The organism is Yersinia sp. 2466 StPb PI, assembly GCF_041538325.1.
Classification (GTDB): Bacteria; Pseudomonadota; Gammaproteobacteria; order Enterobacterales; family Enterobacteriaceae; genus Yersinia; species Yersinia enterocolitica_E.
On sequence record NZ_JAULSL010000001.1, the window covers coordinates 1,283,756 to 1,296,715 of the forward strand.

Consider the following 12,960-nt stretch of genomic DNA (forward strand, 5'->3'; position numbering starts at 1 on the left):
TTCGTTAGGGATAATAAGTCAATCGCCCTCGATTCTCTATTTTTTTCTATCCTCATACTTGAAACTTTCACCTATTGGCCCCATCTGATACTCATTGTTCGATTTTATGTACCTGTCGGTAATTTGGATTGAGGTAATTAATGAGTATGAAAGGTCAAGAAACCCGTGGATTCCAGTCTGAAGTAAAACAACTCCTCCATTTGATGATTCACTCGCTTTATTCCAATAAAGAAATTTTCTTGCGCGAGTTGATCTCTAATGCCTCTGATGCGGCAGACAAACTGCGTTTCCGCGCGCTGTCTAATCCTGAATTATTTGAGGGCGACGGTGAGCTGAGAGTGCGTTTATCTTTTGATAAAGAAAAGCGTACTTTGACTCTAAGTGATAACGGCATCGGTATGAGCCGTGACGAAGTTATTGATAATCTTGGTACCATCGCGAAGTCAGGGACCAAAGCATTCCTTGAGTCTATTGGTTCAGATCAAGCCAAAGATAGCCAATTAATCGGCCAGTTTGGTGTCGGTTTCTACTCCGCATTTATTGTGGCAGATAAAGTCACCGTCCGTACCCGTGCAGCCGGTGCGCCTGCTGATGCTGGCGTATTCTGGGAATCGGCAGGCGAGGGTGACTACACCATCGCGGATATCACCAAAGAAGAGCGTGGTACAGAGATAACCCTGCATCTGCGTGAAGGTGAAGACGAGTATTTGGATGATTGGCGCTTGCGCTCAGTCATCAGTAAATATTCAGACCATATTGCTTTGCCAGTTGAAATTCAAAGCAAAAATGAAGAAGACGGCACGGTCACCTGGGAGAAAATCAATAAAGCTCAGGCATTATGGACGCGCGGCAAAGCAGAGATTACTGACGACGAATATAAAGCATTCTATAAACATATCGCGCATGATTTCACCGACCCGATGAGTTGGAGCCATAACCGCGTCGAAGGTAAGCAGGAGTATACCAGCTTGCTGTATATCCCAGCTCAGGCCCCGTGGGATATGTGGAATCGCGACCATAAGCATGGTTTGAAACTTTACGTGCAGCGCGTGTTCATTATGGATGATGCTGAGCAGTTCATGCCGAATTACCTGCGTTTTGTTCGTGGTTTAATAGATTCTAATGATCTACCGCTGAACGTCTCGCGTGAGATTCTGCAAGACAGCCGCATTACTCAGAATCTACGTAGTGCGCTGACTAAACGTGTGCTGCAAATGCTGGAAAAACTGGCTAAAGATGATGCTGAGAAATATCAGCAGTTCTGGCAGCAGTTCGGTATGGCGCTTAAGGAAGGCCCAGCGGAAGACGGTAGCAATAAAGAAACTATTGCCAAGTTACTACGCTTTGCTTCAACCCATACCGACAGCTCAGCGCAGACAGTGTCTTTGGAAGATTATGTCAGCCGTATGACTGAAGGGCAGGAGAAGATTTATTACATCACTGCTGACAGCTATGCTGCGGCGAAGAACAGCCCTCATCTGGAACTGTTCCGCAAAAAAGGCATTGAAGTATTGCTGTTATCTGATCGCATCGATGAATGGATGATGAGCTACCTGACCGAGTTTGACGGTAAAGTTTTCCAGTCAGTCAGCAAAGCAGATGACTCACTGAATAAGCTGGCAGATGAAGAGCGTCCAGATCAGCAAGAGGCCGATAAAGCGCTGGAGCCATTCGTTGAGCGGGTTAAAACCCTGCTGGGCGAACGCGTGAAAGATGTCCGCCTGACGCATCGTTTGACGGATACGCCAGCGATAGTGACGACTGATGCCGATGAAATGAGTACGCAGATGGCGAAATTGTTTGCTGCTGCGGGCCAACAGGCACCAGAAGTGAAGTATATCTTTGAATTAAATCCTGAACATAGCTTGGTTAAACGCGCTGCTGATGTGACTGACGATGCTCAGTTTGCTGAATGGGTAGAGTTATTACTGGATCAATCGCTGTTAGCTGAACGGGGAACATTAGATGATCCTAACCAGTTTATCCGCAGAATGAATCAGTTATTAACGGCTTAATTGAGTAATAGAGCGCCTCAGATAGATATGTTATCTGAGGCATTTTTTTATTTATTTTCAATGGGTTGTTTTTTTATTTCTCCTGGATGTCATTGATTCTCTCCTGCTAACCGGCCTCGCGCGCCTTGAGCCAACCCCCCTGAAAATGGTATGGTTGCTTGTTTTCCGCAATTTCGATTTTTTTAAGAGCTTATCCCCGTTGGCGTCATTGTTGCGGCCAGTTTGAACATGGACAGCGCGGAAGAGCCGGAGCGTACACATCGTACGTGAGGATCCTGAGCACTGCCTTGGTTCAAAATGGCAAATAAAATAGCCCTAATGGGATAGGCTCTAAGTAAAAACACATAGAAAAACTACATAGCAAGGGGATTTACGCAATGCGTATCATTCTGCTGGGCGCTCCGGGCGCTGGTAAGGGTACTCAGGCTCAATTCATCATGGAGAAATACGGTATTCCGCAAATCTCTACTGGTGATATGTTGCGCGCCGCTGTAAAAGCAGGTTCTGAGTTAGGTCTGAAAGCGAAAGAAATAATGGATGCCGGCAAACTGGTTACTGATGAGCTGGTTATCGCATTGGTTAAAGAGCGTATCACCCAGGACGATTGCCGTGATGGTTTCCTGTTAGACGGGTTCCCACGTACTATTCCTCAGGCTGATGCCATGAAAGAAGCCGGTATCAAGGTTGATTATGTGCTGGAGTTTGCTGTACCAGACGAGTTGATTGTTGAACGCATCGTCGGGCGTCGAGTACATGCTGCTTCAGGCCGTGTTTACCACATTAAATTCAACCCACCTAAAGTTGAAGATAAAGATGATGTGACAGGTGATGAACTTACTATTCGTAAAGACGATCAGGAAGCCACTGTTCGCAAACGTCTGATCGAATATCATCAACAAACCGCACCACTCGTTTCTTACTATCGTAAAGAAGCTGATGCAGGCAATACGCAATATTTTAAGCTGGACGGAACCCGTAAAGTAGCAGAAGTCAGTGCAGAACTGGCGACTATTCTCGGTTAATTCTGGATGGTAAGATAGCTAAGGCGGCCTAAGGTCGCCTTTCTCGTTTTACGGATCTCGTTGAAGACTTATTCGTAAGCTCGAATAATAAGCGTAATATCCCCCACAAGGATTTTGCATCATGCAAAGTAAGCTCGGCGTATTAATGGTCAACTTGGGGACACCGGACGCCCCAACACCGCAAGCAGTAAAACGCTATCTGACTGAATTCCTGAGTGACCGCCGGGTGGTTGATACTTCCCCGTGGCTGTGGTGGCCTCTGTTACGCGGTGTCATTTTGCCTATTCGATCTCCTCGCGTGGCTAAATTATACCAATCAGTCTGGATGGACGAAGGGTCACCGTTATTGGTCTATAGTCGGCGGCAACAGAAAGCATTGGCGGCACGTATGCCAGAGATCCCGGTTGAGTTAGGTATGAGTTATGGCTCACCAAATCTGCCAGATGCTATCGATAAGTTATTAGCCCAAGGTGTGACTAAGCTGGTGGTTTTGCCGCTTTATCCGCAATATTCCTGTTCGACCAGTGCCGCTGTATGGGACGCTGTTGCCCGTATTCTGAAAGGATATCGTCGGTTACCATCGGTTTCTTTTATCCGTGATTATGCCGAACATCCCACCTATATTTCGGCATTACAGCAAAGTGTTGAACGTGCTTTTGCGCTGCATGGCAAACCTGACAGACTAATACTTTCCTTCCATGGTATTCCTAAGCGCTATGCTCAACTGGGGGATGATTATCCACAACGCTGTGAAGATACTAGCCGCGCGTTACGTGGCAAATTGGTGTTGCCAGCCGAAAATATCATGATGACATATCAGTCTCGCTTTGGTCGTGAACCTTGGTTGACGCCTTATACCGACGAGACATTAAAAAGTCTCCCCGCCCAAGGTATTAAGCATATTCAGCTGATCTGCCCTGGTTTCTCTGCTGATTGTCTTGAAACACTGGAGGAGATCAAGGAGCAGAACCGGGAGATTTTCATGCACGCCGGTGGCGAGAAATTTGAATATATTCCTGCGTTGAACGACGATGAGGGGCATATAGACCTTTTAGAACAGTTGATAAAACAAGAAATTGCTCAACTATCTCTTAATTCGTAATTTTTATGTATCGATTGGTATATTAATGATATGTGATTACATATTTACCTACTCCTTTCTCTTGTAATGCCTGTTTAGATGTATGAGAATTAGGCTTTTATAAACAACAGGTATGTAAGTATGTGACTTAACTGTTTGTTTTTATTTGATTTTTAAGTTGAGCAAAAGACTGAAGTTTTAGAGTAGTGCATTGGTAGCTGTTAAGCCAAGGGCGGTAGCGTGATTTTATTTTTCACGATTTGAATTTATATATTTTTGAGAGATATACTCTGTATTATGAGAGATAAAAATAATTGAGTATCTTTAGCAATCATGAACAATATAGTCTAATCCAATAACTGGAAATGAAAATGTCAGTTTTACGAAGAAATATATTTTCTTTACTTCTATTACAAGGCAGTAACTATATTATTCCACTCCTCACATTGCCATATTTAACTCGAGTTTTGGGCGTGGAAGGTTTCGGTATCTATAGCCTTACTCTTTCTTTAGCACAGTATTTTGTTATTTTAATAGATTTTGGATTTAATTTATCGGCCTCGAAGAAAATTGCTGAACATCAAGATAATCCAGAATATATATCTAAAGTTTTTTTTGAAACACTTTATTCCAAATCAATATTATGCGTCATTTCAATTCTTATAATTATTTTACTTACGATTACAAGTACGCATGCTGTTATCCAAAGTGAGTTGATTTATACTGTATTAATGTTAATTGGTACCACGTTAATGCCTGCGTGGTTTTTCCAAGGCATAGAAAAACTATCTGTTGTGACAAATTTAATGATAGTAGCAAAGCTATCAATGCTACCTTTATTTTTTATTTTTGTTCACAGTGATGCGGATATAAAATATGCAGTAATAATTCAATCGTCAATGAATTTATTGGCTGGTATCATAGCAATAATATATATATATCGGAAAAAACTTGTAAGAGTAGTTAACTTCTCTAGTCTAAAGATAGCGCATACATTAAAAGATTCTTTCCCGATATTTTTTGCAACATTATCTATTAGTCTTTATACCATGAGTACAACAATTATAATTGGTATATTCAGTAATGTTTATGAAGTCAGTATATTTACGGCAGCTGATAGAGTTAAAGGGGCTATTTTAGGTGTATTTTTAGTTCTAGGAAATGCATTTTACCCCAGAATAAATTCGTTATTGGTTAATAAAAAAGAAGAGGCCTACTCTTTAATCAGAAAGATTTTCTATTGGCAGGGGGGCTTGTGCATTGCTATAACAATTTGTGTCATAGTTTTCTCTAAATTGATTACTAAAATAATGTTTGGCTCTGAATATTCGGAGGTATCAACACTTTTAATTTTATTTTCTCCTGTTTATATTCTGGTTATACAATCGACTGTACTAGCTAACTACATTTTATTACCTCATGGGTATAAGAAATCTTATACGATTTTACCAATGATTTCGGCAGTAATTCATATCCCTCTTTGTGCATATCTTGCCTCTAAATATGGAGCTTGGGGCGGTATTATTTCAATTATTACTATTGAGGCTTTATCATTTATATGTTTGATTATGATTCTTAAGAGAAAAAATCTCTTATTTGAAATACTTTCGAGAAACAAACATGGATAATAAAAAAATACTTTCGTTGATTATACCTGTCTATAATGCTGGTAAGTATCTTGAGTCATGCCTAATTTCTGTATTTTCACAATGGGATAACATGCTTGAAGTTATCATTATCAATGATGGTTCAACTGATAACTCTGCTGATATAATCAGTAAATATAGTAAAATATATGACTTTAAATATTTGTCACAAGATAATTCAGGTGTATCCGTAGTGCGAAATAAAGGTGTAGAGATCGCCACAGGAGATTATATAGTCTTTGTCGATGCTGATGATATCTGGTGCGATAAAATATATTCTAGTATCAAAAAAATAATTATAAAAAATGCACCTGATTGTATATTATTTAACTACATTGAATTAACTGAAGGTAAAGAAAATAAATTCGATTTAATAAATAAGAATGAATTCACTAAAAGTAATCTAGAATCAGTTAAGATTGGTATAGCCAATAGTGAAATGTTTTATCTCTGGCGGTGTGTTTTTAATAAAAATATCTTTGACAATATAATTTTTGATGTTGGACGTAGATTTGAAGATCAATTGATTTTTCCTATTTTAATTAGTAAATGTGAATCCATCTATGAAAGTAAGGATTACATTGTTAAATATAGACAAAATCCAGATAGTATTACTAAAAACCTGAATGTTTCAGATCTTGATGATAGCGAGGTCGGGCTGTTAAGATTTAAAGATCAGTATATAAAATATCATAGTAGATATTGGACTGCGATTATCGCAAGTGTATTTGTATCTCATATATCTAAATGTGCCAGAATATACCATATTGATAAAAAAACAGCACTGAGGAGTTATAGGAAATCTTTCGAAATAATATCATTAAGGCCAATTATTTCTTCAGGTAACATAAAGTCTATTTTATATTATATATTTAGCGATATAATGTTTTATCGATTGGTTTCGGCTGTTAAAAATGAGGTGAAAAAATAGTATGGTTACTGTTACTATATTTACTCCTACTTTTAATAGAGCTAAAGTGCTAAAGCGCTGCTATCTTTCCATATTAGAGCAAAATAGAAATGATATTGAGTGGTTAATAATTGATGATGGTTCGATAGATAACACAATTGATGTTGTAAATAATTTTCAAAATGAAAATAGAATAAAAATAAGGTATATCTATCAAGATAATAGTGGGAAGCAAGCTGCTTGGAATAAGGCGGTAGAGAATGCGAGTGGTGAGTATTTTATCGGGTTGGATTCCGATGATGCTCTTATTAGTGGTTCAATAAGTAAATTACTTTCAATAACAAAAGTACTGGATGATAAAGACATTATTGGTATAAGAGCTTTGTCTGTTAGCTCAGAAACAATGAAACCTAATAATTATTACTTATCCAATGAAGATAAGAAAAGCTCATGGTTAGATGAGTTTCGTTCAGGTATCCGTGGTGAGAGAATTGATTTGTTTAAAACAGAGTACTTACAAAAATATTATTATCCAGTTAAGCCAGGAATTAATTTTATTCCTGAAATTTGGTTTTATAGTACGATATCTAAAGAGTATTCATTTTTTTATAGTTCAATTCCAGTTCGCATCTTTTTTGATGATGAGAAAACGAACCGGCTCAGTCAGTCCTCAATAAAAAAGCATGCAATAGGCCATTATATCTCGCGTAAGGCATTACTGGGTAATACTCCAAAGGTTGTATGGTTATATAGGCCATTGGATTTTATAAAAACTATCATACGTATTAATCAGGCTATCGCTATGATGGATGAGAAGTATGTAATTGAAGAAAAAAATTCACTCTTACTTAAAATTGTTACACTGCCTGGTGTAATAATTCGTAAAATTAAGTCACAACAAGGGATTTCATGAAAGTAATTGCTTTCTTTGGTGGCGATATTAGTCTCACCGGTGGTACTGAGAGAGTCAGTTTAGCTCTTGCTAACTATCTGGTTAAAGATGGCTATCGGGTTATTATTATCAGTTTAAGTGGTAATGCTTCGCCTTTTTTTCATGCAGATGAAAGAATAAAAATCGTATCACTTTTTGATAAAAAAAAACGCTTCTCACTTGCTTATTTGTCTGTCGTTTTTAGATTACGCCGTATCTTAATAGATGAATCAATCGATGTTTTGATTGATGTTGATACAATGTTAGCATTATTTAGTACTACAGCTTTATTAGGAACCAAAAAAAAACATATCTCGTGGGAACATTTTAATTATAAAAATGATCTAAATATAAAGTCACGAAAACTAGCCAGGAAAGTAGCAGCCAAATATGCTGACGCAGTAGTCACGTTAACAGAAAAAGATCGCCAGTATTGGCTAGAAGAAAATAAATATCCAGAAAGAATAATATCGATACCTAATCCATTACCCTTTGATGTAAAAGATAAACTAATTAAAAAAAACTCAAAAAATGTTTTGGCTCTAGGACGATTTACTTACCAGAAGGGTTTTGATCTCTTAATCGATATTTGGGCTAAAGTACAAGAGGAAAATCGTGACTGGAAACTTATAATCGCAGGTGATGGTGAGGATAAGCAATTTTTATTAGATAAAATAAAGAGATTAAATCTTAAGAATATAGAGTTACTACCCACCACTCCTTATGTGAGAGAGTTATATAATCAGTCTAATATCTATGTAATGACTTCTCGGTTCGAAGGATTCCCTATGGTTTTGCTTGAAGCTAAAGCAAGTGGACTACCGATAATAGCTTATGATTGCGATACTGGCCCTTCAGAACTCATCACTGACTATGAGGATGGATTTATTATACCCTTTGATGATAGTGATAAATTCGTAAAACAACTTCTTATACTGATTAATAATGAAGAATTAAGAGAAACCATGTCAATTAAATCATTAGAGAATGCAGAACAGTATAGAATAGAGTCTACGATCGGAAATAAATGGAAAAACCTGATCGAAATGTTAATGAGTGAAAATAGAGTTTAGAATTTAACTCCAATTGGATAAGAAGATACCAGTGAATTTATTATACATTATTACAGGGTTAGGTATGGGGGGGGCTGAAAAACAGACGCTCTTGCTCGCGAATAAGATGCTTTCGGCTGGACATAATGTCATGATCATATCGCTGACAGGTGAGACGGTAGTAAGGCCTGAACAGGGTATCCACCTGAGAGAGTTAAATTTAGATAAGAGCATTTTTAATCTATGTAATGGATTCTTCAAAGCTAGACAAATAATAAAGAAATTTAAACCTGATGTCATTCATAGTCATATGTTTCATGCCAACATATTCTCCCGGATACTTCGACTATTCACCAAAATTCCAGTTTTAATATGTACTGCGCATAATACTAATGAAGGTAGTACGCTGAGAATGTTAGCGTATAGATATACTGACCGTCTCGCTTCGCTATCCACTAATGTTAGCCAGGATGCTGTTGATTCTTTTGTTAGCAAACGGGCTTCTACTGCCAATAGAATGATTGTGGTAACAAATGGAATTGATACCTCTCAATTTGATTTTTCGGTAAGTGATAGACAAACGAAAAGAGCTGAGTTAGCTATATCAGATGAGACACCAATGCTATTGAGTGTTGGAAGGTTAATGGAAGCAAAAGATTATCCAAACTTACTGAATGCATACTCTTTACTTCTCAAAAATTATAGCTATAAAATTATTCCACGACTATTCATTGTGGGAACGGGTCATCTTGATAGTTATCTTAAAAACATGGCCAGTGAACTTGCTATTGAGCAGTACGTTACCTTTCTTGGACGCAGGGATGACATCCAGCAACTAATGTGTGCTACCGATATTTTCGTGTTGTCTTCCGAATGGGAAGGGTTTCCGCTGGTTATTACTGAAGCGATGGCATGTAAAAAGTTAATTGTTGCTACAGACTCTGGTGGTATTAAGGAGGCTTTAGGTGAATGTGGCGCTGTTGTCCCAGTTAAAGATCCTGACGCTTTGTCTAATGCTATATATAAAATGATAAATTTATCTGATGACGATAAAGTATCGTTAGGCGAAAAAGTTAGAGCGCGTATCGTAAAAACAAATTCTATTGATAAAATAGTTGACCACTGGATATCTATATATACTTCTTGCAGAAAATAAGAGTTTAATTTATTTTTTTTGTAAGGAAACTAAAAAATATCAGTGTTTATTGTTTTAATTATCACGTCTATGCGGTTTTTCTGGGGGGTATATGCCAACTGTAATGTTATTACTACTTTTTTTTCTGATTGTGTCATTTGTACTAACGTATTTATTACGAATTTACGCCTTTAAAAATAATATTATTGATACTCCTAACTCACGTAGTTCACATGTAATTCCAACGCCAAGAGGTGGTGGTGTTGCTATTGTTATAAGTTTTTTAATCGGCTTAGCGATTTTTTATTTTCAAGGTTATTTAACGACTCTTACGACAGTCGGGTTAATTGCCTCTGGTGGGGTAATTGCTATAGTCGGATTTTGGGATGACCACGGGCATATTGCTGCTCGTTGGCGTCTCATGGCACATTTTTCTTCAGCAGCATTTTTATTGTTTTGTCTAGGCGGTTTCCCGCCATTAACTATTTTTGGGACAATAATCTATTTGGGTATTGTCGGTAACATTTTGGGCCTGCTATTTTTGGTATGGATGCTTAATCTCTATAATTTCATGGATGGTATTGATGGTTTGGCGAGTGCTCAAGCCGTAATGGTCAGTCTCGGTGCGATCGTGATCTATATAATTAGTGGTGATAAAGTTGGCTTAGATAACTATCTGGTTCTTTGGTTGCTGGCGGTGACTGTCTTAGGGTTTTTATTATGGAATTTCCCTCCTGCAAAGATATTTATGGGAGACGCAGGTAGTGGTTTTCTGGGATTAATCATAGGCTCTCTAGCGATAAGTGCCGGTTGGATAGAATCAAAATTTTTCTTCTGTTGGTTGATCCTATTGGGTCTATTTATTGTCGATGCAACATGGACTCTCATTCGTAGAATTTTGGGTGGTTTTAAAGTTTATGAAGCTCATCGAAGTCATGGTTACCAGATTGCATCCAGAAGATTTAAAAGACATTTACCAGTTACATTATCTGCTATCGTTATAAATATTGTTTGGTTATTCCCTATTGCATTGCTCGTCGGACTAAATACCATTAATCCAATGGTTGCTTTGATTATTGCCTATGCTCCAATTATATATTTGGATTATAAGCTTGATGCGGGTGTGAAAAACAATTAAGTCAGTTGCGTTTTATTTTAATTCTGACTAAATTTTCTTAAATAGTCATTAGTTTGAATTGCGTTTTCTGGCTTGGGATTAGGTATTATATGTTTCTCGTATTTCTATTATCTTTACCAAGAACTGTTAAAAGAATTATTATGTTGTTATTAGATGCTACTCTCATCGGGTTAGCATATTGGGGCGCTTTTTGGGTTCGCCTGGATGTTGATAGTCCATTTAGCAGCACTGAACAATGGGCTGCATTGGCCGTAATTATACCGCCAACGCTTTTAGTCTTTATCCGACTCGGGTTGTACCGTACTGTACTTCGCTATGTCAGTGCGAAAATTGTCACTACCGTGTTCGTCGGTGTAATACTTTCTACGGGTTTACTTGTTTTTGGTTCCTACTTCTTAGGTGTCTACTTGCCAAGAACAGTATCAGTCATGTTCTTTGTATTCTCGTTAGTCCTTATTTGTGGTTCTCGGTTGTTCTTCCGCATGTTACTGAACTATGGTGTTAGAGGACAAATTCCTGTTGTTATTTATGGCGCAGGTGCTTCTGGTCGGCAATTGTTGCCTGCTTTAATGCAAGCTAGCGAATATTTTCCTATTGCGTTTGTTGATGATAATCCTAAGTTACACAAAGCAGTTATTCATGGATTTACTGTTTATCCTTCAGAGAAACTTGAGTATTTGATAGGTCGTTACGGTATTAAAAAAGTCTTACTTGCAATGCCAAGTGTTAGCCAAAGCCAGCGTAAAGCTGTGGTTGGTAAGCTAGAAAATCTTTCTTGTGAAGTCTTATCTATCCCTGGTATGTCGGACTTAGTTGAAGGCCGAGCACAAATCAGCAGTTTAAAGAAAGTCTCAATTGAGGAATTATTGGGGCGTGATCCAGTTGTACCTGATGAAAAGTTATTAGCCAAAAATATCACTGGCAAGGTCGTTATGGTAACCGGTGCTGGCGGTTCAATTGGCTCTGAATTGTGTCGCCAAATAATTATTGAAAAACCACAATTATTGGTTCTTTTTGATGTCTCTGAATTCTCTCTTTATTCTATTGAAAATGATATAGCGGCAATATGCAGGAGCCATAAAATTGATTCGGAATTTGTCGCATTACTCGGTTCAGTTCAAAATGAAAGTAGACTAGTGCAAGTAATGACTAACTTTCAAGTGAATACTGTCTACCATGCTGCCGCTTATAAGCATGTTCCACTGGTTGAGAATAATGTTATTGAAGGTGTGAGAAATAACATATTTGGCACTCTATTTTGTGCAAAGGCAGCCATTAAGTCGGGAGTCGAAAAGTTTGTTTTGATATCGACTGATAAAGCGGTGCGGCCAACCAATACCATGGGGGCCACCAAGAGAATGGCTGAACTTGTATTGCAGGCATTATCTAATGAGCAATGTCATACAAAATTCTGCATGGTACGTTTTGGCAATGTTCTAGGTTCCTCAGGTTCTGTTGTTCCGCTATTTAAGAAACAAATCGCTGAAGGGGGGCCAATCACGCTCACCCATAAAGATATTATCCGCTACTTTATGACTATCCCCGAAGCGGCACAACTGGTTATTCAAGCTGGGGCAATGGGGCAAGGAGGCGATGTGTTTGTATTAGATATGGGAGATCCTGTTAAGATTATCGACTTGGCTAAGCGCATGGTCAACCTTTCTGGGCTTTCAGTTAAGAGTGATGAAAACCCTGATGGTGATATTGCGATAGAAATTTCAGGTTTGCGCCCAGGTGAAAAATTATACGAAGAGCTATTGATTGGAGAGTCGGTACAAAATACCTATCATCCCCGAATTATGACTGCTACTGAGGTGATGCTTGAATGGGATAAACTAAATGTATTGCTCAGTACAATTGAAAGTGCTTGTAATGACTTTGATTATGAATATATTCGCTCTTTATTATTAGAGGCTCCTGTTGGTTTTCAACCAACAGATGGTATTTGTGATTTGGCTTGGCAAAATAGCCATCACGAAAAAAATATGTCTATTAATATTAATTGATGGGTTAGGGTTGTTTATAAATAG

10 protein-coding genes are annotated in these 12,960 nt (G+C 38.1%); all 10 read left to right on the plus strand.

Going from position 1 to position 12,960, the window contains the following annotated elements:
- The first annotated feature begins 146 nt into the window (after positions 1-146).
- The 10 genes from htpG to Q2T72_RS05725 all read left to right on the plus strand — a co-directional run bounded on the left by htpG (position 147) and on the right by Q2T72_RS05725 (position 12,936).
- Positions 147-2,015, plus strand: a complete 1,869-nt coding sequence (gene htpG, locus Q2T72_RS05680; protein WP_372559842.1) for a molecular chaperone HtpG — start codon at positions 147-149, stop codon at positions 2,013-2,015.
- Positions 2,016-2,392: 377 nt separating this feature from the next.
- Positions 2,393-3,037: an adenylate kinase gene (gene adk / locus Q2T72_RS05685; RefSeq protein ID WP_083159957.1), complete on the plus strand. Its 645-nt coding sequence runs from the start codon at positions 2,393-2,395 to the stop codon at positions 3,035-3,037.
- Positions 3,038-3,155: 118 nt separating this feature from the next.
- Complete coding sequence (hemH, locus tag Q2T72_RS05690) at positions 3,156-4,139, plus strand: ferrochelatase (RefSeq protein WP_372569857.1); 984 nt, start codon at positions 3,156-3,158, stop codon at positions 4,137-4,139.
- Between the two features lie 350 nt (positions 4,140-4,489).
- Positions 4,490-5,746, plus strand: coding sequence for a flippase (locus tag Q2T72_RS05695; RefSeq protein ID WP_372568775.1), 1,257 nt, complete (start codon positions 4,490-4,492; stop codon positions 5,744-5,746).
- Positions 5,739-6,695 carry a glycosyltransferase gene (locus Q2T72_RS05700; protein WP_372568776.1) on the plus strand — a complete coding sequence of 319 codons (957 nt, stop codon included), beginning with the start codon at positions 5,739-5,741 and terminating at the stop codon, positions 6,693-6,695. Before Q2T72_RS05695 ends, Q2T72_RS05700 begins: the two co-directional genes overlap by 8 nt.
- A gap of 1 nt (position 6,696) precedes the next feature.
- Positions 6,697-7,587: a glycosyltransferase family A protein gene (locus Q2T72_RS05705; protein WP_083159949.1), complete on the plus strand. Its 891-nt coding sequence runs from the start codon at positions 6,697-6,699 to the stop codon at positions 7,585-7,587.
- Positions 7,584-8,678 carry a glycosyltransferase family 4 protein gene (locus Q2T72_RS05710; RefSeq protein WP_372568777.1) on the plus strand — a complete coding sequence of 365 codons (1,095 nt, stop codon included), beginning with the start codon at positions 7,584-7,586 and terminating at the stop codon, positions 8,676-8,678. Before Q2T72_RS05705 ends, Q2T72_RS05710 begins: the two co-directional genes overlap by 4 nt.
- A 31-nt stretch (positions 8,679-8,709) precedes the next feature.
- The gene (locus tag Q2T72_RS05715) at positions 8,710-9,813 is read left to right on the plus strand and encodes a glycosyltransferase (protein ID WP_372568778.1); all 1,104 of its coding nucleotides are present in this window, start codon (positions 8,710-8,712) and stop codon (positions 9,811-9,813) included.
- Positions 9,814-9,904: 91 nt separating this feature from the next.
- Entirely contained in the window at positions 9,905-10,930 is a 1,026-nt protein-coding gene (locus Q2T72_RS05720; protein WP_372568779.1) for a glycosyltransferase family 4 protein, read from the plus strand.
- Positions 10,931-11,070: 140 nt separating this feature from the next.
- On the plus strand, positions 11,071-12,936 hold the full coding sequence (locus Q2T72_RS05725; protein ID WP_372568780.1) for a polysaccharide biosynthesis protein: 1,866 nt from the start codon (positions 11,071-11,073) through the stop codon (positions 12,934-12,936).
- Positions 12,937-12,960: the final 24 nt, after the last annotated feature.

Excerpts from the sequence above, each read along its gene's own strand:
- htpG (WP_372559842.1), top strand. The coding sequence starts at position 147 with ATGAAAGGTCAAGAAACCCGTGGATTCCAGTCTGAAGTAAAACAACTC.
- adk (WP_083159957.1), top strand. The coding sequence starts at position 2,393 with ATGCGTATCATTCTGCTGGGCGCTCCGGGCGCTGGTAAGGGTACTCAG.
- Q2T72_RS05695 (WP_372568775.1), top strand. The coding sequence starts at position 4,490 with ATGTCAGTTTTACGAAGAAATATATTTTCTTTACTTCTATTACAAGGC.
- Q2T72_RS05700 (WP_372568776.1), top strand. The coding sequence starts at position 5,739 with ATGGATAATAAAAAAATACTTTCGTTGATTATACCTGTCTATAATGCT.
- Q2T72_RS05705 (WP_083159949.1), top strand. The coding sequence starts at position 6,697 with ATGGTTACTGTTACTATATTTACTCCTACTTTTAATAGAGCTAAAGTG.
- Q2T72_RS05710 (WP_372568777.1), top strand. The coding sequence starts at position 7,584 with ATGAAAGTAATTGCTTTCTTTGGTGGCGATATTAGTCTCACCGGTGGT.
- Q2T72_RS05720 (WP_372568779.1), top strand. The coding sequence starts at position 9,905 with ATGCCAACTGTAATGTTATTACTACTTTTTTTTCTGATTGTGTCATTT.
- Q2T72_RS05725 (WP_372568780.1), top strand. The coding sequence starts at position 11,071 with ATGTTGTTATTAGATGCTACTCTCATCGGGTTAGCATATTGGGGCGCT.